General features: G+C 68.1%; 14 protein-coding genes and 1 pseudogene. 4 read left to right on the top strand and 11 right to left on the bottom strand.

Annotated features, from left to right (window positions below; all coding sequences use genetic code 11):
* Window positions 1-41 precede the first annotated feature (41 nt).
* The 4 genes from D1J51_RS13755 to D1J51_RS13735 form a co-directional block, all read right to left on the bottom strand.
* The gene (locus D1J51_RS13755; protein WP_240423280.1) at window positions 42-3131 is read right to left on the bottom strand and encodes a heavy metal translocating P-type ATPase; all 3090 of its coding nucleotides are present in this window, start codon (window positions 3129-3131) and stop codon (window positions 42-44) included.
* A gap of 3 nt (window positions 3132-3134) precedes the next feature.
* Window positions 3135-3362 carry a heavy-metal-associated domain-containing protein gene (locus D1J51_RS13745; RefSeq protein ID WP_119076095.1) on the bottom strand — a complete coding sequence of 76 codons (228 nt, stop codon included), beginning with the start codon at window positions 3360-3362 and terminating at the stop codon, window positions 3135-3137.
* A gap of 203 nt (window positions 3363-3565) precedes the next feature.
* Entirely contained in the window at window positions 3566-4450 is an 885-nt protein-coding gene (locus D1J51_RS13740; RefSeq protein WP_119076093.1) for a fructose bisphosphate aldolase, read from the bottom strand.
* 196 nt (window positions 4451-4646) lie between these two features.
* On the bottom strand, window positions 4647-5282 hold the full coding sequence (locus D1J51_RS13735; protein WP_371414093.1) for a DUF305 domain-containing protein: 636 nt from the start codon (window positions 5280-5282) through the stop codon (window positions 4647-4649).
* Window positions 5283-5853: 571 nt separating this feature from the next.
* Between D1J51_RS13735 and D1J51_RS13730 the strand changes: the two genes are divergently transcribed.
* A complete protein-coding gene (locus tag D1J51_RS13730) occupies window positions 5854-6240 on the top strand; it encodes a DUF2933 domain-containing protein (protein WP_119076089.1) in 387 nt (128 codons plus the stop codon).
* On the opposite strand, the gene D1J51_RS13725 is transcribed toward D1J51_RS13730, so the two are convergent.
* Genes D1J51_RS13725 through D1J51_RS13705 form a run of 5 tightly spaced genes read right to left on the bottom strand, consistent with a single transcriptional unit; the run spans window position 6205 to window position 10794 of the window.
* Window positions 6205-7326 carry a sensor histidine kinase gene (locus D1J51_RS13725; RefSeq protein WP_119076087.1) on the bottom strand — a complete coding sequence of 374 codons (1122 nt, stop codon included), beginning with the start codon at window positions 7324-7326 and terminating at the stop codon, window positions 6205-6207. The genes D1J51_RS13730 and D1J51_RS13725 overlap by 36 nt on opposite strands.
* Window positions 7323-8027, bottom strand: coding sequence for a response regulator transcription factor (locus tag D1J51_RS13720; protein WP_205547909.1), 705 nt, complete (start codon window positions 8025-8027; stop codon window positions 7323-7325). The genes D1J51_RS13725 and D1J51_RS13720 overlap by 4 nt, the downstream gene beginning before the upstream one ends.
* 59 nt (window positions 8028-8086) lie before the next feature.
* Window positions 8087-9004, bottom strand: coding sequence for a cation diffusion facilitator family transporter (locus D1J51_RS13715; RefSeq protein WP_119076083.1), 918 nt, complete (start codon window positions 9002-9004; stop codon window positions 8087-8089).
* 60 nt (window positions 9005-9064) lie between these two features.
* On the bottom strand, window positions 9065-10528 hold the full coding sequence (locus tag D1J51_RS13710) for a multicopper oxidase family protein (RefSeq protein ID WP_119076081.1): 1464 nt from the start codon (window positions 10526-10528) through the stop codon (window positions 9065-9067).
* Window positions 10525-10794 (bottom strand): SHOCT domain-containing protein, encoded by a 270-nt coding sequence (locus D1J51_RS13705; protein ID WP_094452552.1) that lies wholly within the window; start codon window positions 10792-10794, stop codon window positions 10525-10527. Before D1J51_RS13705 ends, D1J51_RS13710 begins: the two co-directional genes overlap by 4 nt.
* 232 nt (window positions 10795-11026) lie before the next feature.
* On the opposite strand from D1J51_RS13705, the gene D1J51_RS13700 reads away from it, so the two are divergent.
* Both D1J51_RS13700 and D1J51_RS13695 read left to right on the top strand, forming a co-directional pair.
* Window positions 11027-11614: a CueP family metal-binding protein gene (locus D1J51_RS13700; protein ID WP_119076079.1), complete on the top strand. Its 588-nt coding sequence runs from the start codon at window positions 11027-11029 to the stop codon at window positions 11612-11614.
* A 208-nt stretch (window positions 11615-11822) separates the two neighbouring features.
* Window positions 11823-12224, top strand: a complete 402-nt coding sequence (locus D1J51_RS13695) for a four-helix bundle copper-binding protein (RefSeq protein ID WP_094452548.1) — start codon at window positions 11823-11825, stop codon at window positions 12222-12224.
* Window positions 12225-12767: 543 nt separating this feature from the next.
* Here the strand turns inward: D1J51_RS13695 and D1J51_RS13685 are convergent.
* Both D1J51_RS13685 and D1J51_RS13680 read right to left on the bottom strand, forming a co-directional pair.
* Window positions 12768-13972, bottom strand: a pseudogene (locus tag D1J51_RS13685) (IS110 family transposase).
* A gap of 289 nt (window positions 13973-14261) precedes the next feature.
* On the bottom strand, window positions 14262-16733 hold the full coding sequence (locus D1J51_RS13680) for a phosphoketolase family protein (protein WP_094452546.1): 2472 nt from the start codon (window positions 16731-16733) through the stop codon (window positions 14262-14264).
* A 666-nt stretch (window positions 16734-17399) separates the two neighbouring features.
* Here D1J51_RS13680 and mobF point away from each other — a divergent pair.
* Window positions 17400-20939: a MobF family relaxase gene (mobF, locus tag D1J51_RS13675; protein WP_119076143.1), complete on the top strand. Its 3540-nt coding sequence runs from the start codon at window positions 17400-17402 to the stop codon at window positions 20937-20939.
* Window positions 20940-20995 lie beyond the last annotated feature (56 nt).

Below are 20995 nucleotides of genomic sequence, written 5' to 3'. Positions count from 1 at the left end.
GGGCACCCGCATGCGTGCGAGTGCCCCCGCGCGAAGCTGGGTCAGGGCGTCCCCGCTCCGGTGTACGCGGCTGGGTCGGCAGTGAACGTCTGCGCGCAGTGGCTGGAGCAGAAGTAGTAGGTCTGTCCCTCGTGTTCGGTGCTCGACGCCGCCGCTGACGGTTCGAAACTCATCCCGCAGACGGGATCGGTGACCGTCGTGGACTTCTGGGACATGATGTTCTCCTTCTCTTCGGGGGTGTTCTCTTCGTCGGGCCCGTGCCCGACCTCCACCACCGGGTCGGTGGCGGGGACCTGCGTCACCTCGGGGATCGGCTTGGGGGTGAAGGCGCGCAGCCGGTTGGCGTTGGTCACCACCGACAGGGAGGACAGGGCCATCGCGGCCGCGGCGATCATCGGGCTGAGCATCCAGCCCAGCGTCGGGTAGAGCACCCCGGCGGCGATCGGGATGCCCAGGCCGTTGTAGATAAAGGCAAAGACCAGGTTCTGGCGGATGTTGCGCATCGTGGCCCGGGACAAGTCCACCGCGGTGACCAGACCGGACAGCGACCCGGAGATCAGGGTGATGTCGGAGGATTCGATCGCCACGTCGGTGCCGGTGCCGATCGCGGAGCCGACGTCGGCCTGGGCCAGGGCGGGAGCGTCGTTGATGCCGTCTCCGACCATCCCCACCACCCGGCCCTCGGCCTGCAGGCGCTGGACCTCGGCGGCCTTGTGTTCCGGCATGACCTCGGCGACCACCCGGCTGATGCCGACCTGGCGGGCGATCGCGGCGGCGGTGGCCCGGTTGTCGCCGGTCATCATCACCACGTCGATGCCGCGGGCCTGCAGCGCGGCCACGGCAGCCGCGGAGCCGTCTTTGACGGTGTCGGCCACGCCGATGACCCCGGCGAAACGGCCGTCGATCGCCGCGAACATCGGGGTTTTGCCGTCCGCCGCGAGACGGTCGGCCGCGGCCGCCTCGACCCGCACGCCGGCGCCCTCCAGCAGGCGCCGGTTTCCGACGGCGACCTCACGACCCTCGACCAGGGCGCGCACGCCCTGCCCGGTGACCGAGTCGAAGGCGGTGGCCGCCGGCTGGTCCAAGGCGCGTTCGGTCGCGCCGGCGACGATCGCCGAGGCCAGCGGGTGCTCGGAGGAGCGCTCTACCGCCGCCACCAGGCGGAGCAGTTCCGCCTCGCTGAAGCCCTCGGCGGGCAGGACGTCGGTCAGCGCGGGGGCGCCCTGGGTGATCGTGCCCGTCTTGTCCAACACCACCGTGTCCAGCTTATGCGCGGTCTCCAGCGCCTCGGCGGAGCGGATGAGGATGCCGTGCGTGGCGCCCTTGCCGGTGCCGACGGTGATCGACAACGGGGTGGCCAGCCCGAGTGCGCACGGGCAGGCGATGATGAGCACCGACACGGCCGCGACCAGGGCGAACACCAGTGCCGGGGCTGGCCCGACCAGCGCCCAGACCACGAAGGTCCAGATCGCGATGGCGATGACCGCCGGGACGAAGTAGCTGGACACCTTGTCCACCAGGCGCTGGATCGGGGCCTTGGAGCCCTGCGCCTCCTGGACCAGTCTGATGATCTGGGCGAGCATCGTGTCCGCCCCGACCTTGGTGGCGGTGTACCGGAACGCGCCGGTCTGGTTGATCGTGGCCCCGATCACCGTGTCCCCGACCGTCTTGGTCACCGGGATCGGTTCCCCGGTCACCATCGACTCATCCACCGCCGAGCTGCCCTCCGCCACCTCGCCGTCGACGGGCAGCTTCTCGCCGGGACGGACCACGACCACGTCGCCGACGACGACCTGCTCGAGCCCGATCTCGAACTCTTCCCCGCGGCGGACCACCCGCGCGGTGCGCGGCTGCAGCCCGATGAGGGCCCGGATCGCCTCTCCGGTGCCGGCCTTGGCCTTGGTCTCCAGCCAGCGGCCCAGCAGGATCAAGGTCAGGATCACTCCGACCGCCTCGTAGTACACCTCGCGGGCCTCGACGGGTACCGCGCCGGGGGCGAAGGTCACCACCAGGCTGTACCCGTAGGCCGCGATCGTGCCGAGAGTGATCAGGGAGTTCATGTCCGCGGTGCGGTGTGACAACGCCAGCCATCCGGTCTTGTGGATCGGCCAGCCGGTATAGACAAACACCGGGGTGATCAGCGCCAGCTGCACCCACGAGTTCAGCAACGCCTCGGGCACCCAGGTCGCCGCGAAGAACTCGTGGACCATCACCGCCAGCAGCACCGGCAGCGTCAAAACGGTGCCGACGATGACCCGCCGACGCAGATCCTTGATCTCCGCGGCCCGTTCCCGCGCCTCGGCGTCCTCGCCCGGCGCAGTGCGCGCAGCGCGGTCACCGGTGCCGCTGTGCCGGCCATCATCGCGGTCCCGGTCGTCGTGGTTACCGACGTCGATGGCCCCGTGCAGCATGTCCATCCCGCAGGTGACCTCGTGGCGGCCCTCCGGCAGGGCCGGCAGCTCGACAGTGGTCGTTGCGAAGGCGGGCACCTCCACGTCCACCCCGAGGGCGGGGACCACGAACCGTTCCGAGCACGCCGCCTGCTCTTGGCGGGTCAGCTCCAGCCGGGTGGGCAAACCGGCGGAGAGCCGCACGGTGTCGGGGTGGTAGCCGCCGCGGATCGTGACCTGCGCCACCTGCACCCCGTCATCGACTCGGACGCCGGGCACTGGCCCGGCCGGCACGTCGGTGACCGGCCGGGGTCGGTCGGCCACCGCGACGGCCGTCTCGGTCGGGGCCATCGTGGTAGGTCCGGGCCGGTCCACTACCCGCACGCGCCCGTGCAGCATGTTCATCCCGCAGGCGAAGGTGTACTCCCCGGGCACCTCGGGTAGGAACTGCACCGCCGTCTGGGCGTTCGCGGGCAGCGTCTGATTGATCTTGAAGTCGGGGAAGACCACCCGCGAGGAGCACTCGCCGCTCTCCTGGCGGTCGAACACCAGCCGCACCGGCACTCCCGGCTGCACCTCGATCAGGTCCGGGCTGTAGCCGCCCTTGACGGTGACGGTCACTTCCTGGACACCATCGGCCACCTCGGCCCGGCGGGACTTCTTCGGCCCGAAGAAGTACCAGCCCAGTAGCACCGTCACCGCCAGCGCCACACCCACCACCAGCCAGTCGTTGAGATTCACCGCTCACACCTCCGACTCACGCACTGTCACGGTGAAGCCCCCGGCTCGCAGCGCCCCGCGCACACCCTCGATGTCCGGGGCAGGGGCGCCGACCACGGTGAGGGAGTACGCGTCCGCGGTGCGGTTCATCGTGGCCTCGTCGACACCCGCGAGGTCGAGGACCTTCCGGAGCACCTCGCCGATGCAGGCCCCGCACGTCAGGCCCTCGACCTCATACGTCGTCGTGCTCATCCGCCGTCTCCTTCCGCGACCCGATACCGGTAGGTGGTATCGCCATTCATGTAACGCCGGGTGGGGTGGGGTTTTGGCGGTGAAACAGTCAAGATTCGATGAAGACGCCGTCGTGCCCGGGCGGACGCGCGAGGCGCGGCGATGATGCTGGACCTTCTCCCGCGCCGGCTCCACCCCCGGCGCTCGTCCCGCCGCGGCTGCGGTCAGGTGCGCGATGCGTCGGCGATCGATTCGATCGCCCCGTCCAGAACGGCGTCGAATTCTTCGTCAGTCTGGTCGATGGCCAGGCCCTCGGTCAGCGCGCGGGAAAAGCTGGCGATCACCCCGTGATTTCGAGCCAGTCGGGCAGTGGCCTGGGCCCGGGTGTAGCCGCCGGACAGCGCCAGCACGCGAACCACCTGCGGATGGGCGACGAACTCCTGGTAGAAGTCGTCGACCTCAGGCAGGGTCAGCTTCAGGATGACTGCCTGGTCCTGGCCCAGCCGGTCCAGTTCGGCGCGGATACTCGTGCGGAGCTGCCTTTCCGCCTCGGTCTTGCGGGGGCTGTGGATGTCCACCTCGGGCTCGACGATGGGAACCAGGCCGGCACGCAGGATCTGCCGGGCGAGGGTGAACTGCTGGGCGACGACCTGGGTCAGGCTGGCACCGGGGAGACGGATGAACGAGCGCATCTTGGTGCCGAAGCATCTGCTCGCCGCGGCGCGGGTCAGCAGGGCGTCCAGGTCGGGGATCGGCTTCATGAGTTGGGCGCCGTCGGTCTCGGCGGTCAGGCCCCGATCGATCTTGAGGAACGGGACGATGCCCTTGACCGTCCACAGGTACTCAGCTGTCCGGACTCCCTCGATGTCCCGGTCCATGGTGTCCTCGAAAAGGATGGCCCCGATCACGCGGTCGCCGTCGAAAGCCGGGCTTGTGATGATCCGGGTGCGCATCTGGTGCACCAGGTCGAACATCTGCTGGTGGCCGGTGTAGGCGTCCTCGCCAATTCCGTACAGTCCCAGCGCCTTCGGCGTGCTGCCCCCGCTCTGGTCCAGGGCTGCCACGAATCCGGTGCCGGTCCTGAGTCTTTCGGCCTGATCCATGTCCATACGTCAGTTCCTCGTGTTTCTCCTCTTCGTTCGGCGAATCGGTTCCCGCAATTCGCTCGCTGTCGATGGCCAGCCACAGGAAGTGCCCCTGCGCGTTGAAGGTCACCGAACTTGACGATGCCGCCGCCTCGCGCGGTGGGCGGTGGCCCGCCTTGGGTTTGTGGGGGAGGGGGGACCGCCGCCAGTCGAGGGGTGGTCACAGGGTCTGGTGCAGCTGCTCCATCTCGGCGATCTCGGCCTGCTGGTCGTCGATGATCTTCTGTGCGAGTTCGCGCGCCTGGGGGTTCTGCCCGTCGGTGAGTTCGTCCTCGGCCATGGTTACGGCGCCCTCGTGGTGGGCGATCATCAACTCCAGAAACCGCCGGTCGAACTCGGTCCCGGATAGTCCTTCGAGTTCGGCCATGGCTTCCTCCTGGCTCATCCCATCCATGTCCATGCCGCCGTGACCTTCCATGTCGTCCATCGGCGTGGTGCTCTCACCCCAGGCTTCCAGCCAGGAGGTCATCTGCTCGATCTCTGGCCCCTGGGCGGCGGAAATGCCCTCGGCCAAGGTCCGGACCTCCTCCGAGGCGGCCCGTTCCACGGCCAGGTCGGCCATCTCGATGGCGCCCTCGTGGTGGACGATCATCATCTGCGCGAACATCGTGTCGGCGCCATTGTGGGCCTGATCGATCTCCCCCTCACCGGCCGGCCCGCTGGTCTGCGTCCCACCCGGGTCCTGGGTCACGGTGCCGGGCCCGGTCGGTTCACCCTGGTCCTGCGGACTGCCGCAGGCGGCCAAGGTCAGGGCGAGGGCAAGCGCGCTGGCACCAGCGGCTAAGCGGGAGGTGATCTTCACGGGGAACTGCTCCTAAAGACGGTGACGTAGGGTTCCCTCCGAGTGAAGCAAGAACACGGGAACTGCCACCAGCCGGGCGGCCGATCTTCATCACCTCTTCATCGAATCCGGTCGAGACCTTCGTGGCGCGCGCGATCGAAGGGCCCGCCGCGTGACCCGCCCACCGTGGGTGCACCGGCCAGCTGACCACCAGTAAGCATTCGCGACCGAACCCGGAAGATCACCGCGACACCTCGGGTCGCCTCACCAAGCCAGGTCGTGCGCCATCTCGGCCGGGGTCGTGGAGCATCGCTCGCGTGGGCCCGAAAAGATCCTGGACCTCCGGGGAAATCCAGGACCAGTGGCGAGCCGCGCCTCATGCAGCAGTCTTCGGCGGGGGCAGGAGGGGCAACGAGGCGCTGTCGGTCGCGCGTGGACTCGATTCCGTCCTGATTCGCCCAGCGGACATCGGGCAGGCCTCCACCGAGGCGGAGGCTGGCTGGAGGCTTCAGGGTTTCTTCGTCATTCCTCTACCCGAAGCACAAGCGACGTGCCCGAAGGTGGGATTGAACGAGGAGCAGCGGACATGGCACCCACCATCTGGTTGACGCTCACGGCGGTCGTCCTGCTCTATGTCACCCTCGGCATCTGGGCCGTGGCGACGATCTTCCCCGTCCGCGCCGACGATCAAGGAGAAGCATCCCATGCACACCAACCACCGTTCGCACCTGCTCACGGCATACTAGGGATCGCTGCGCTGGTCGTGTTGGCCCTGCTCGCCGCAGGCCGCTCGCTCGGTGAAGCGCTTCCACTGGCTGCCCTGCTCGCCTGCCCGCTGATGATGATCGGCATGATGTTCATGGGCCACGGCGCCCATGGTCACCCGCACCGGGGCGCCGATGCCCCACCGCCGGCCGAGCATCCCTCGGCAGACCGCTCACCCGGCGGCGGTAGCGAAGCCGTCCGCCGGTAGCGTCACGGTGAACGTGGCGCCCTGGCCTGGTCCCGCGCTGGTGGCGTTGACTGTTCCGCCGTGGGCGCGGACGATGGCGTCGACGACCGCGAGCCCGATCCCGGACCCGCCGTGGGCGCGGTCCCGGGCCGTGTCGGCCCGGTAGAACCGGTCGAACAGGCGGGGGAGGTGTTCAGCCGTGATGCCCTCTCCGTCGTCGGCCACCCGGAGCAGGACCGCCGGCCCCTGTCGTTCCGCGCTCAGCTCCACTCGTCCGCCAGCCGGGGTGTGCCGCAAGGCGTTGTCCAACAGGTTGGTCAGCACCTGCGCGAGCCGGTCGGGGTCGGCGTCCACCCGGGCTTGTGCCGCTGCGGCCGAGACCGCCCGTTCCAGGCGGACGCCACGCTCCAGGTAGCGCGCCTGCGCCTCGGCGTGCGCCGCGGCGAGCAGGGCGGTGACGGTGACCTCCCGGCGGTGCATCGTCAGCCCGCCCTCCTCTGCCGTGGTCACCAGCGCGATGTCTTCCCCGAGCCGGGACAAGCGGGCGACCTGGTCCCGCAGCAGCGTGATCGTCTCTTCGTCGGCGCCGCGCACCCCGTCCAGGATGGCTTCGAGGTAACCGTCGAGGGTGGCCAGCGGGGTGCGCATCTCGTGAGCGAGGTCCCCCAGCATCCGGGTGCGGGTTGTCTCGACCTCCGCCAGGTCCGTCGCCATGGTGTTGAACGCCTCGGCCAGGTCGTCGAACTCCCGGCCCAGCCCTACCCGGGGCACGCGAGCGGAATGATCGCCGGCTGCCACGCGGTGGGCGGCGTCGGTGGCCGCCACCAGAGAGCCGTTGACCCGCCGAGCCAGGAACAGGCTCACCACGACAGAGGCGACTAGGGCGGCGAGCAACGCCCCGGCCAAGGAGAGTGCCGAGGCGGACTGGAAGGCCTCCCCGGCGTGTTGGACCACGCCGGGCTCACTTGCCTGGCCCCGGATCATGTGGTCATGGAAGATGGCGGGGCCGACGGCGGCCACGACCACCCAGGCGGTCGCCCAGCCCACGAACACGACAACCGCCGTGGCTGCGAGCAGGCGCGCAGCCAGTCCCGACAGCCGTGTCATTCGCCGCTGCCCATCCGGTACCCCACCCCGCGGACGGTCTTGATGAAGATCGGGGTGGTGGGATCGTCGCCGAGCTTGCGCCGCAGATGCCCGATGTGCACGTCGACCAGGTGTTCATCACCCACCCAGCCCTCACCCCAGACCGCCTCGATGAGTTGGCGCCGGGTGAAAACCATCCGCGGTCGGGCCGCCAGCGCGGCCAGCACGTCGAACTCCGTGCGCGTCAGTTCCACCGGCTCTGCGTGCAGGTGGACCTCGCGGCCGGCGGCGTCCACCGTCAGGGCACCGAACCGTCTGGTCTGCGCGTCCGGGTCAAGGCTCGAACGCGGGCGGCGCAGCATGGCCCGCACCCGGGCGAGGAGTTCACGCGGGCTGAACGGCTTGGTGACATAGTCGTCGGCGCCCACCGACAGGCCGATGAGCTTGTCGACCTCTTCCACCCGCGCTGTGAGCATGACGATGTAGCAGTCCGAGAAGGTGCGCACCGTGCGGCAGACCTCGACCCCGTCGATCCCGGGCAGACCGAGGTCGAGGACGATCACGCCCGGGTCAAGCTGCCGAGTCAGGTTGATCGCCTCGCGACCGCTGCCCGTCGTCTCGACCTCGAACCCGTCGCGCTCGAAGTAACTCGCCACCAATCTCGCCAACGGCTCCTCGTCGTCCACGACGAGCACGCGCGGCAGGCCACCCATCGAAATCATGCCCCTATTCTCCCAAAGAGCGCGCCACCCGTCGGCGAGGCCATGCGCAGGGTGGTGAGCTATCTGGTGATGTCGATGTCTGTGGCGTTCTCTTGGCTCGGGCAGGTTTGTTCGAGCTGGAGGGTGGAGAAGTAGACGTCGAAGCGGTCCTGGAGCAGGGCGGTGGCCTGGTGCAGGACCCGGTCGCCGGTCGCAGGCAGGTCGGGCACGCGTAGGTGGGCGGAGAAGACGGTGCGCCCGGAGGTGATGGTCCAGGCGTGGACGTGGTGGACGTCGGCCACCCCATCCAGATCCCGCAGTTGTGCGGTCGCCTCGTGTACGTCGAGGTGCTCGGGGGTGCCTTGGAGCAGGACGCGCATCGCCGAGCGCAGGATGGTCCAAGATGCCCACAGCAGCACCAGCCCGAAGGCCATCCCCAACAGGGGATCGATCGCCAGGAACCCGGTCAACTGGATCACCACCGCGGAGACGATAATGATGAGGCTGCCGACGAAGGTCTGCAGGATATGCCAGAACGCGCCCTTGAGGTTCAGGTTGGTCTTCTGGCGTTGGTAGAGCAACCAGAAGGCGATCAGTTCGGTGACGATGCCGCCCGCGGCCACCCAGAGCATCACCGTGGTGGGCAGCTCGATCGGGTCGGCCAGGCGCATCGCCCCCATCCAGAACACGTATCCGGCCATGACGACCAGGAAGACCCCGTTGAACAGCGCCCCGAGAATCTCCGCGCGTCCCCATCCGAACGTCTCTCTGCCGGTGGCCGGACGCTGGCTGAGGCGTTGGGCGACCAGCGCGATCAGCACGCCACCGACGGCCGAGAAGGTGTGGAACGCATCGGAGAGCACGGCCACCGACCCCGACCACAGCCCCACGATCAGCTCGATGACGAAGTACACCCCGGTCAATGCCCCGGAGATCCGCAACGCGCGGCGATCTCCGTGGGCGGGGACGTGCCCGCCTGCGGCGTGGTCATTACTCATGCATTCTCCTGCTCGTCACTCATGCATTCTCCTGCTCGTCGGGACCGGGGTGTCCTGTGGTCAGCGGGCCTCGACGCTGGCCATCATGCCGGCGTCCTCATGGTCGAGGATGTGGCAGTGGTAGACGCTGCGCCCCGGGTGGCGGACGAAGTCGACCAGGACCCGCACCTGGCCTTGGGCCGGGACGTTGACGACATCGCGCCGGGCCGGCTCGTTGACCGGTTGCCCGCCGCTCTCGATGAGCTGCATCGGCCACACGTGCAGGTGGAAGGGGTGGTCCATGGTGGTGGGGTTGGCGATCACCCACTCTTCGACTGTCCCGGCGCTCACCTGCTGGTCGATCCGGTCGGCGTCGAAGGCGCGACCGTCGAACCCGAGATCCATCATGTCCCGGCCGGGGCCCATCATCGACCCCATGGTCATCGTGAACGCGATCTCCCGCTGCCGGGCGACGGGCTTCTCGCGCAGATCCGGGACCGGCGGAGGGTCCGGCACCGGGCCTGGGGCGGCAACCTCGTCCCCGGTGACGGTGAGTATGGCCAGGGCGCCGGGCCCGGACAGGCCGCGGCCCCCCATCATTCCCATCCCGCCGCGGTCGTGACCCCGGTTGCGCAGCTCGCTGGTGCCGGCGCGCATGCTCACCAGCAGGTCCGCGCGGTTGCCCGGCGCCAAGAGCACGTCGGTCACCTCCCGCGGGGCCGGTTCGCGGCCGCTGTCGATACCGAGCAGCTCCAGACGCTGTCCGGGCAGGTTCAGGCGTAGGTAGCGGGAGGTGCACGCGTTGATCACGCGCCAGCGTTCCCGCTGCCCGGGACGCGCCGACAGCTGCGGCCGGTGTTGGCCGTTGACCAGCACCAGCTCCCCTTCGCGGCCCATCATCACCTCCGGGCCCGAGACCGAGGCGACCTGCCCGTCCGCAGTCAGCGAGAGGTCCGAGACGACCAACACCCGGTCCCGGCTGACCGGCACCTGATCGCCCTCGACGATCAGGGCACCGTACAAGCCGCCGAACAGCTGATCGGCGACCGTGCCGTGCCGGTGCGGGTGATACCAGAACACCCCGGGCGGGTGGTCCGCGGGCAGATCGAAGCGGTAGTCGAAGACCTGGCCGGGTTCGATGGACAGGAACGGGTTGTCCCCGTTGTCCTGCGGGGAGACCTCCAGTCCGTGGGTGTGCAGGTTGGTCGGGATGTCCAGCTCGTTACGCAGCCGCACCTCGATGCGATCCCCGGGCCGGACCAGCCAGGTCTGGCCCGGCACCGTGCCGTTGTAGGTCAGCACTCGGGCCCGCCGCCCAGCGACGGTCGACTCCTGGCGGGCGGCGACCAGTTCGACCCGCAGCACCCCGCCCCAGCTGCGCAGCACCTCCGGCTCCACCAGGGACCCTCCGCCGCCCCCGATCGAGCTGGAGCGCGGGGCTAGCCAGGGCAAGCCGCTCCACGACAACCCCACCCCACCGACCAGGACGCCGAAGCCGCCGAGCATGCCGAGCCGGAGCGCCTCCCGCCGAGTGATGGGCCTCACGCCTCAGGCCTCCCCGGCTCGTCCAGGCGCCGGCGGCGCTCGTCGTACTCGGTGTCATCGATCTCCCCACGGGCGTATCGCTCGTCGAGCACCTCCCGGGCCCGACTCCGCCCTGATCTGTGCACCTCGTCGGACCGCCGATCGCGACCGCTCAGCAGCCGGACCAGGACCACCATCAGCACGACCAGGCCCACGACAAACAGCGCCAGGAAAAGCCAGCCCCAGACCATGCCCCACCCGCCCATGTGGCCCCAGTTCCAACCCATACCTCACCTCCATCACTCAGTGCCCGCTCCGGACCGGGATCACAGGATGCACCGGGGGATTGGTCGTCCCCTCGATCCCAGTGGACATCGGTGACATCCGACATGTGCGGAGAACCTCCCGATCGAGTCAAGCAGATCGGCCCGCCGAGGCCCCGCCCCGCCCGTCGATCTTCATCGAATCTTCAACGCTCGACCACACTGAGGTCGGTGGGCCTGTCACAGAATGCGTTGTATGAAACGACCCGTGATCCTCCTTGCCGCGTTCGCCTTGGTGCTCGCCGGATGTTCCACCACCCCCGACGCGAGCCCGACGGCCAGCCCCCCAGCCAACACCGCCGCGCAGGCCGACTTTCTCGCGGCGCACGACCTCGATGGCATGGACGGGCAGCAGATCGTCGACCACCTCGACCGGATGCCCGTGGCCGAGCGGCCGACTGACCTCATGGCATCCGTGCGCGCGGACCAGCTTGTCCTCGCCGATGTTGAGCAGGAGGTCATGGTCCCGCTGGCAGAGGACCGGTTTTATCTATCCGTGGCGCCCTACGTCGATCAGACCCACGAGTGCTACTACCACTCTCTGACCACGTGTCGCGGCGAGCTGGCCAACGAGGACATCGGCGTGCGCATCGTCGACGAGACCGGCGAGGTCCTCGTCGATGAGCAGGCCACCACGTTTGACAACGGCTTCGTCGGGTTCTGGCTTCCGCGCGAGGTCGACGGCACCATCGAGGTCACCTATGACGGGCGCACCGGCCAGAGCCCGTTCTCAACCCGCGAGGACGGGGCGACCTGTTTGACCACACTCCGGATTGACGCCTGAGTATGAGACGCACCTCGGTCAGCGGGGACGGGCACCGCAGAGCCCGCGCCGGCAGACGCCGATTTCACCATCCTGATGGACCCCCGTTTTTCATGGAACCTTCATCGATTCACCGGCGTATCACCCATCGTGACGCCGTAGCGTCAGAAGGACCCTGCGGCGCCCGGTCCGCTCCGGCGTCGCACCCAATCACATGAGGGAGCAAGCCATGAAGACCGCCGAGATGATGAACACCTACCCGGCCGCGATCAACCTCGACCGAGACCTGCTCGCCCGCACCGTCGACGCACTCGTGGCGTGCGCCCAGGCATGTACGGCCTGCGCCGATGCCTGCCTGAGCGAGGAGATGGTGGCCGACCTGCGCAAGTGCATCCGCACTAACCTCGACTGCGCTGACATCTGCGCCACCACCGCCCGAGTCCTGTCCCGGCATACCGGCTACGACGCCAACCTCACCTGCGCCCAACTCCAGGCCTGCGCCCAGGCCTGCAAGTCCTGCGGCGACGAGTGCGAGCAGCACGCCGGCCACCACGAACACTGCCGCATCTGCGCCGACGCGTGCCGGGCCTGCGAACAAGCCTGCAACGAACTGCTCGCCGCCATCGGGTAACCCGTCGCCACCGACCGCTCGCCACTCAAGACGTGGGGGGCGTCCAGCGTCACCGGGCGGGCGGGCCAAGGGCATCCCAAATGTTGAGCGACGCCGCGTGCGCTTCCAAGCCACATGGCGCCATCGGAGGCCGTAGCCGCCAGCTTGAGCATTCACGGAGTCAGAGGAATACATGCAGAGCGCGCGGTCGGGCATGGCGCCCGGCCCGCCGAGGTGCTTGCTACCCGATTCGACCAACTGGCCTCGGGGAGGACTGCACCGGTGTGCTGCTCAGCCTCCAGCTACGGTCGTGCCCTTGGGATCAGGGATGCACTGCGGGATCAGGGATGCACTGCGTTCGCCAACGCGTAGCCGCAACTGGAGGCATGCGGGAGTGACCCTGCCTGAGGTCAGCGTCGACGACACCGACTGCCGGGCGCAGATCGACCGGCTCCTCCAGGACGAGCAGATCTCCCTCTGCACCCGTGTCGGTGACACGCTCTTATCCCGCCACGGGCTGAGCGATCCATTTAGCTGGATCGGGGGGTGCCCCTATGTCTTCTGTCAAGCGGCGAGGGCTGGCTCAGCTGTGCGTGGCTGGTAGAGGGTGCCGTCGCGGAGCATGGCGAAGAGGACGTCCGAACGGCGTCTTGCGAGGGCGACGAGGGCCTGGTTGTGCCGCTTGCCTTGGGCGATCTTGCGGTCGTAGTAGGCGCGGGATTCAGGGTCGCGGAGCGCGGCGAATGCGGAGAGGAACATCGTCCGCTTGAGGGTCTTGTTGCCGCGTCGCGATGGGTGTTCGCCGCGGATCGAGGTGCCGGAGCGTCGGGTGACGGGGGCGAGTCCGGCGTAGCGGCGAGGTGCCCGGCAGTGGGGAAGGTCTTCGTGGTGATCTCGGTGAGGAGTCGGGCTGCGGTCCTGACGCCGACTCCGGGCATGCTCGTCAGGACCGGCTGAAGAGGGTGCGCGTTGACGATGTTCTCGACCTCTGCGGCGATGTCGTCCCGTTGCCGGCGTAGCGCGGCGAGCTGTTCGGCGAGTCGTGGGAGGACGAGGGCTGCGGCGTTGGCGCCGGTGACAACGACGGTCTGCTCACCCAGCGAGGCGATGATCTCCGTCGCCCAGATGCGGCCCTTGCGTGGTGCGTTCTTGAGCAGCCGGTTCCCGAGCCGTTTCTCGCCAGCTGCCTTCATCGCTGCTGGTGACGGGTAATGCTGGAGCAGGTCGAGGATCGCCGGGTGGTCGAGTGGCGGCCCGAGAACCCGCTCCAGGGCCGGGTGGATCTGAGTGAGCAGCCCCCTGATTCGGTTGGAGACTTGGGTGATCTGTCCGGCGAGGTCGTCGTCGAACCCGCAGAGCATGGTCAGCTCCGCGACCTGCTCGTCAGCGACCTGGATCGAACGGAGCGTGTGCGGCATCGTGCGAGCAGTCTCCGCGATGATCGCTGCGTCTCTCGCATCGGTCTTCGCCTCGCCAGGGTGCAAGTCAGCGATGCGCCGCATCGCTAGGCCGGGTAGGTAGCCAACGAGAGCCCCTTCGGCCTGGGCGACCGCGACTGGCAGCGCGCCGATCGTCGCAGGCTGATCAACTACCAGCAGCACGAGCCCCTGCCGCGCGAGTTCGCCGAGTACGGCCCCGAGCCTGCGCTCGTCGTTGGGCAGCGCCTTGTCCAACAGCCGCTTGCCGGTCTTGTCGAGGGCGACCGCGTGGTGCTCTCCTTTGCCGACGTCGAGTCCGACGAACACCTCGACGTCTTCGTAGTTGTCGATGCTTGTGGCCACTGCTCCTCCGTTCGTGTCGTCGACGGCGTCCGCGACGGTGCGTCTCGGCATCCACGTTACGAACGGCCTCGAGCGCGCTCGGGTCCAGCCCCTATCAGCGATCACACACCGCCAACCAGGCCCGGTGACAACACCCCCCAGATCATCAAGGACAGGGGGCAGCAATCATGCCGGGCCCGGCAGGCCGTCACCGCCAAGCATGCTCACCAAGCGGCTCCGAAGAAAGTAACGGGGGCGCCGCATGTGGGTCGGCGCGGACGCCGGGGGGTGAGCTCCGCTACTCGTTGTCCCCGCCGGTGTCGGAGCCGGGCGCGCCCGAACCCTGGGTGTTGTCGCCGTCCTGCACGACCCACTGCGTCACCTCGGGGAGGTCCTGGCCGTGCTTGCGGGTGTGCTGGCGGGCGCGTACTCGGGAGTCGAGCATCTCTTGGCGCAGGGACGACTCCCGCTCGGCCAGACCCACCCGGTCGATGGCGTCGATGACCAGTCGATAGCGGTCCAGGTCGTTGAGCATCAGCATGTCGAACGGTGTGGTCGTGGTGCCCTTCTCCTTGAAGCCGCGCACGTGGATGTTGTGGTGGTTGGTGCGCCGGTAGGTCAGCTGGTGTACCAGTGACGGGTAGCCGTGGAACGCGAAGATTACTGGCCGGTCGGCGGTGAACAGGGCATCGAAGTCGCGGTGGCTCAGGCCGTGCGGGTGCTCCCGCTCGTCCTGCAGCCGCATGAGGTCCACCACGTTGACCACCCGCACCTTCAACTCCGGCAGCCGCTCGCGCAGCAGCCTGGCCGCGGCGATCGCTTCCATCGTGGGCACGTCGCCAGCGCACCCGAGCACGACATCAGGTTTGCTGCCCGGCTCCTCAGAGCCGGCCCAGTCCCAGATACCGATGCCGCGGGTACAGTGCAGCACGGCCTCATCCATCGTCAGCCATTGCGGCCCGGGCTGTTTGCCGGCGACCACGACGTTGACGTAGTTGCGGGTGCGCAGCACGTGGTCGAATGTCGACAGCAGCGTGTTGGCGTCCGGGGGCAGGTAGATGCGGGTGACGTCGGCGGTCTTGTTCATCACCACGTCGAGGAAGCCCGGGTCCTGATGGGAGAACCCGTTGTGGTCCTGACGCCACACGTGGGAAGACAAGAGATAGTTCAGCGAGGGCACTGGTACTCGCCAGGGTATGTCCCGGCTGGAGTCGAGCCACTTTGCGTGCTGGTTGAACATCGAGTCGATGATGTGGATGAATGCCTCGTAGCTGTTGAGCAGCCCGTGACGGCCCGTGAGCAGGTAGCCCTCCAGCCAGCCCTGTACCTGGTGCTCGGATAGAACCTCCATCACCCGGCCTGTGCGGGACAGGTCGACGTCGGTGTCGAGCAGTTCTGCTTGCCAGGCCTTGCCGCCCGCTTCCACCGCGGCGCCGAGCCGGTTGGAGTGGGTCTCGTCGGGTCCGAAGACCCGGAAGGTCTGCCGGTTCCGGTCCACGACGTCGGCCACCCAGCCACCAAGTACGCGTGTCGCTTCCACGGTGGCGCCACCCGGTACTGGGACGTCGACGCCGTAGTCACGGAAGTCCGGCAGATCCAGGTCGCGGGTGAGTAGACCACCGTTGGCGTGCGGGTTGGCGCTCATTCGCCGCGTGCCGACCGGGTTGTTCTGCGCGACGAGGTCCATGATCCGCCCCTCGGGACCGAAGAGCTCCTCCGGGCGGTAACTGTGCATCCAGCTCTCCAGCAGACGGGTGTACTCCTCGTTGCCGCGGACGGCAGACATTGGGACCTGGTGGCTGCGCCAGCTGTTTTCGACCGGCAGTCCGTCGACCTCCTGCGGCCCCGTCCAGCCCTTCGGAGTACGGAAGACGATCATCGGCCACCGCGCCCGCTCGGTGAGGCGTCCGTCGGCAGCGCGAGCGCGGATGTCGACGACCTCGTCAAGGACCTGGGCAAGTAAGCGGGCGAACCGCCGGTGCGTGTTGGTGATGTCCTCGTCGTCGAAGCCGCCCTCGAAGAAGTAGGGCTTGTGGCCGTACCCGACTAGCAGCGACTCCAACTCCTGGCGCGGAATTCGATCGAAGATGGTGGGATTTGCGATCTTGTAGCCGTTGAGGTGCAGGATCGGTAGGACCGTGCCGTCCACCTGCGGGTCGAGGAACTTGTTGCTGTGCCACGCCGTCGCCAGCGGCGCGGTCTCGGCCTCGCCGTCACCGATCACTGCCACCGCGATCAGGTCCGGGTTGTCGAATGCCGCGCCGTAGGCGTGAGACAGAACGTAGCCGAGTTCGCCGCCCTCGTGGATCGATCCGGGCGTCTCGGGTGCGACGTGGCTGGGGATGCCGCCCGGGAAGGAAAACTGTCTGCACAGCTCGTCGACACCGCGGGCATCCGTGCCGACGTGGGAGTAAACCTCCGAGTACGTGCCCTCCAGCCAGGAGGCGGCTACGAGGGACGGGCCGCCGTGACCGGGTCCACTCAGGTAGATCATGTCCAGGTTGCGCTGGATGATCTGGTGGTTGAGGTGGGCATACAGGAAATTCTGCCCCGGGGAGGTCCCCCAGTGCCCGAGCAGCCGGGGCTTGATGTCTTCTTCCGCCAGTGGACGCTTCAGCAGCGCGTTGCCCATCAGATAGATCTGTCCGACCGCGAGATAGTTCGCTGCCCGCCACCACGCATCGACGGCCGCGGCGTCGTCGGGTGCAAGCAGGTATTCGGTGGTCTTGTCCTCGGCAGCCCCTCCGGCCACCCGCGCGTCACGAGTCATACCTCCACCATGTCAGCCCGCGCCCGAAGAAGTCTTCGCACTTCGCCCAGACGTCACTGAAGGAACATCGTTTCGCCACAATCGAACGGCGACACCGCCCCAGGTGTTGGGGGATGACGAGGGCGATGTCACCCAGAAGCGATTTCGTAACTGACCCACAGGGATAAGAAGCCCGACAGCAGGAACACCATGTAGCCGATTGACATTTCACCTGAGGAGCGGCGCTGCAGCGTAGTGCGCAGTTGCAACAGTGAGCGAGTGCCATGACCACCCCCGAAGTAGCGCAGGGACGGCAGGAAGAGTGCGCAGGACGAGTCCTAATTGGAAGCCCTCGTGCCGTGGGCGCCCAGCCAGCAAGAACGAAAAAGGGCCCGCAGTCGCCGTCGAGACGTGAATCGAAATCTGGTCTCCCTGGACGTGACAGAGCGCACGCAGCTGACGACGAGCGCGGCGGCCGGCTTCTCAGCCGTGCGGATCTCGCCCTGCTTCCGTCGATGAGCGACGCAGTCTCCCTTGGCAGCGCACAGAAGAGGTCCTCGCTTCGCCCTGTCTCCGAGTCGCCACGCGTCTTGCAGATCGAGGTGTCAACCAAAGTTGACAGCGCGTTCGCGTGGTCAGCGTCCGCTCACCTGACCGTCGAAGGGCGGTGTCGTGGTGACGGTTTCGATGCGCGTGATGAGCGCGGGCGATGGCTACAAGTACCTGCTGCGCACGATCGCGGCCGCGGATGGGGATCGTGAGCTGTCGACGCCGTTGACGAGGTACTACGCGGAGGCAGGTACGCCACCGGGCCAGTGGCTCGGGTCCGGCGTCGCCTCACTCGGCAAGGGTCAGCTCGTCGTGGGTGATCGGGTGTCGGAGGCTCAGCTCCAGCTCTTGATGGGCATGGGCCGTGACCCGATCACCGGCGACCCCCTCGGGCACGCGTTCCCCGCTTACAAGTCGGTGCCGGAGCGGATCGAGGCCCGGATCGCCGACCTTGACCCGGACCTGAGTCCGGGCGCGAAGGGTGAGGCGGTCGCGCAGATTGAGGCGGAGGAGACCGAGCGCGGCAGGCGGCGGGCGGTGGCGGGGTTCGACTTCACCTTCTCGATCCCGAAGTCGGCCTCGGCGTTGTGGGCGGTCGCCGACGCCGGCACGCAGGCGCTGATTGGGGAGGCGCATCATCGGGCGGTTGCAGAGGTGGTTGCGTTCATGGAGCGGGAGGTTGCAGCCACCCGCTCGGGTGCAACCGCCGGGGACGGTGCCGTTGCGCAGGTCGATGTGACCGGGTTAGTGGCGACGGCGTTCGATCACTTCGACTCCCGCGCCGGCGACCCGCACCTGCACACCCACGTCGTGATCTCCAACAAGGTGCAGACCGCGTTCGACGGGAAGTGGCGGAGCTTGGATGGGCGGCCGGTGCACGCCGCCGTGGTTGCCCTGTCGGAGTTGCATGAGGCGGTGTTCGCCGATCACATGGCCCGCACCTTCGGCATCGAATGGGAGGCCCGAGACATGGGGCGCGACCGCAATCCGGCGTGGGCGATCAGCACAGTTCCGGAGGAGCTGGTCCAGGAGTTCTCGACCCGTGCCCGGCACATCGACGCCGAGAAGGACCGGCTGATCGCAGAGTACGTCGCCCGGCACGGCCGCCAACCGTCCACAGCCACGGTGATCAAGCTGCGCGCCCAAGCCACCCTCGCCACGCGCCCGGAGAAGGAAGTACGGTCGCTGGCCGACCTGACTGCCGAGTGGCGCACCCGCGCCACCGGGGTACTCGGCCAGGACGCCACCGGCTGGGCGCGCACGATTACCGACAACGACAAGGTGCTGCTGCTGCGCGCCGACGACGTACCGCTCGATGCCATCGGCGAACTCGGGCAGACCGTGGTCGAGGTGGTGGGTGAGAAGCGGTCCACCTGGCGGCGGTGGAACCTGATGGCCGAGGCGTCCCGGCAGACGATGGGCTGGCGATTCGCCACCATGCAAGACCGCGAGGCCGTCGTCGGCATGATCGCCGACGCCGCCGAGCAAGCCTCGCTGCGGTTGACCCCGCCCGACCTCGCCACCAGCCCGGCCGCGTTCCGGCGGGTGGACGGGACGAGCGTGTTCCGCCCGAAGCACTCGACCGTGTTCTCCTCCCAGTTGCTGCTCGGCGCCGAGGACCGACTGCTCGAACACGCCCGCACCATGACCGGACCGACTGTGCCGCTGGCGATGGTCGAGAAGTTCACCACGAAGCCTGATCGTGAGGGGCGAATGCTCGGTGAGGACCAGGCCGACGCGCTGATGAAGATCGCGGTCTCCGGTCGGGTTCTCGATGTGCTGGTGGGACCTGCCGGCGCCGGGAAGACGACGGCGATGTCCGCGCTGCGGCGGGCGTGGGAGAAGGAACACGGCAAGGGCTCAGTGGTTGGGCTCGCACCGTCCGCGGTGGCCGCGCAGGTGCTCGCCGACGACCTCGGGATCAGATGCGAGAACACGGCGAAGTGGTGGCAGAACCACCTCGTCCACGGCGAGGACTTTCGGGCGGGTCAGCTTGTGATCATCGACGAAGCCTCCCTCGCCGGAACCCTGTCCTTGGATCGGATCACCCACCTGGCCGAACGGGCCGGCGCGAAAGTGCTCCTGGTGGGCGACTTCGCCCAGCTCCAGTCCGTGGACGCTGGTGGCGCGTTCGGGCTCCTCGTCGGTGACCGTGACGATGCGCCCGAGCTCGTCGACGTACACCGCTTCACCAACGCCTGGGAGAAGACCGCCTCCCTGGCCCTGCGCCACGGACGTACGCAGGTGATCGACACCTACCTCGACCACGACCGCGTCCGCGACGGTGACGCCGAGGCGATGACCGATGCGGCCTACACCGCCTGGCGCGCAGACCGCGACCAGGGGTTGGTGTCGGTGCTGGTCGCTGAGACCCGCGACGACGTGACCGCCCTCAATCAGCGTGCTCGTGCGGACCTGATTCTCGACGGCACCCTGAAGCCGGGTCGGGAGGTCGAGTTGAACGACGGCGCCATCGCCGGGGTTGGGGACACGATCATCACCCGACGCAACGACCGCCGCCTACGCAACGAGAAGACTTGGGTGCGCAACGGCGATGCCTGGACCATCACCGGCGTTCGCGACGACGGGTCGGTCACGATCCGCCCCATTGGGCGCAGGTTCGGCGGCTCGATCGTCCTGCCTGCGTCGTATGTGTCCGACCACGTCGATCTGGGTTACGCGGTCACGGCGCACAGGGTGCAGGGCGTCACCGTCGACACCGCACACGTCCTGGTGGAACCGACGACCACGAGGGAGAACTTCTACGTCGCGATGACCCGCGGCAAGCACGCCAACCAGGCCTACGTGGTGCTGGACCGGCCTGACGACGCTCACGCCGAGCCGCATCCGGGCGACACCCCCGACGCCACTGGCCGGTCCGTCCTGTATGGCGTCCTGCAACACGTCGGGGCCGAGCTGTCCGCGCACGAGACCATCACCGCCGAACACGCACACTGGGGCTCGATCGCGCAGCTTGCTGCTGAGTACGAGACCATCGCCGCCGCAGCCCAGCACGACCGCTGGGCCACCCTCATCCGCGACTCGGGTCTCAGCGAGGAACAGGCCAACACGGTGATCGAGTCCGACGCCTTCGGGGCACTGACCGCGGAACTCCGCCGAGCAGAGGCCAACAACCACGACCTCGGCCGCTTGCTCCCTCGCCTCGTGGCCGCTCGCGGGTTCGATGATGCCGACGACATCGCCTCCGTCCTCCATTACCGCGTCGCGCGCTCCACCGCACGGCCAGCAGGATCGGGCCGTACCCGCAAGGCACCACGACTGATCGCAGGACTCATCCCACACGCTGGAGGATCGATGCCCGAGGACATGCGCCAAGCGCTCGATGAACGACGCGAGTTGATCGAGCAGCGGGCCGACGTTGTGCTCGGTATCGCCCTCGACGAGAAGGCCACTTGGACGAAGGCACTCGGTACGCCACCTGGTGATCCGCGCAAGGCATTGAGCTGGCGGCGCCACGCCCGCACTGTGGCTGCCTACCGGGACCGCTATGGCATCACCGATGACACACCACTGGGCACGGCGGACGCGACAACCGCACAGAAGATCGACGCTGCCCGAGCCCGCAGTGCACTTGAGCGAGCAGGCGACATCACCCGCGGGAGCAGTGCCCGCGCAGAGCGCAAGGTCATGCGCAGAGAACAGGGACGAGCGCTATAGCGCAACTCGGAGAGGACAGGGGCGCACCCGAAGGCGCTGATAGGCTCAAACTACGG

The sequence above is a fragment of the Leucobacter sp. wl10 genome (assembly GCF_003569785.1).
Lineage (GTDB): Bacteria > Actinomycetota > Actinomycetes > Actinomycetales > Microbacteriaceae > Leucobacter.
Note: the sequence above shows the minus strand (reverse complement) of the source record. Positions and strands in the feature narration are given on the sequence as shown.

What these genes read in the sequence shown, in the direction of transcription:
- D1J51_RS13740 (WP_119076093.1), bottom strand. Translation starts at nt 4,450, where the DNA reads ATGGACATGGATCAGGCCGAAAGACTCAGGACCGGCACCGGATTCGTG.
- D1J51_RS13725 (WP_119076087.1), bottom strand. Translation starts at nt 7,326, where the DNA reads ATGACACGGCTGTCGGGACTGGCTGCGCGCCTGCTCGCAGCCACGGCG.
- D1J51_RS13715 (WP_119076083.1), bottom strand. Translation starts at nt 9,004, where the DNA reads ATGAGTAATGACCACGCCGCAGGCGGGCACGTCCCCGCCCACGGAGAT.
- D1J51_RS13680 (WP_094452546.1), bottom strand. Translation starts at nt 16,733, where the DNA reads ATGACTCGTGACGCGCGGGTGGCCGGAGGGGCTGCCGAGGACAAGACC.
- D1J51_RS13730 (WP_119076089.1), top strand. Translation starts at nt 5,854, where the DNA reads ATGGCACCCACCATCTGGTTGACGCTCACGGCGGTCGTCCTGCTCTAT.
- D1J51_RS13705 (WP_094452552.1), bottom strand. Translation starts at nt 10,794, where the DNA reads ATGGGTTGGAACTGGGGCCACATGGGCGGGTGGGGCATGGTCTGGGGC.
- D1J51_RS13745 (WP_119076095.1), bottom strand. Translation starts at nt 3,362, where the DNA reads ATGAGCACGACGACGTATGAGGTCGAGGGCCTGACGTGCGGGGCCTGC.
- mobF (WP_119076143.1), top strand. Translation starts at nt 17,400, where the DNA reads ATGCGCGTGATGAGCGCGGGCGATGGCTACAAGTACCTGCTGCGCACG.
- D1J51_RS13700 (WP_119076079.1), top strand. Translation starts at nt 11,027, where the DNA reads ATGAAACGACCCGTGATCCTCCTTGCCGCGTTCGCCTTGGTGCTCGCC.
- D1J51_RS13695 (WP_094452548.1), top strand. Translation starts at nt 11,823, where the DNA reads ATGAAGACCGCCGAGATGATGAACACCTACCCGGCCGCGATCAACCTC.
- D1J51_RS13720 (WP_205547909.1), bottom strand. Translation starts at nt 8,027, where the DNA reads ATGATTTCGATGGGTGGCCTGCCGCGCGTGCTCGTCGTGGACGACGAG.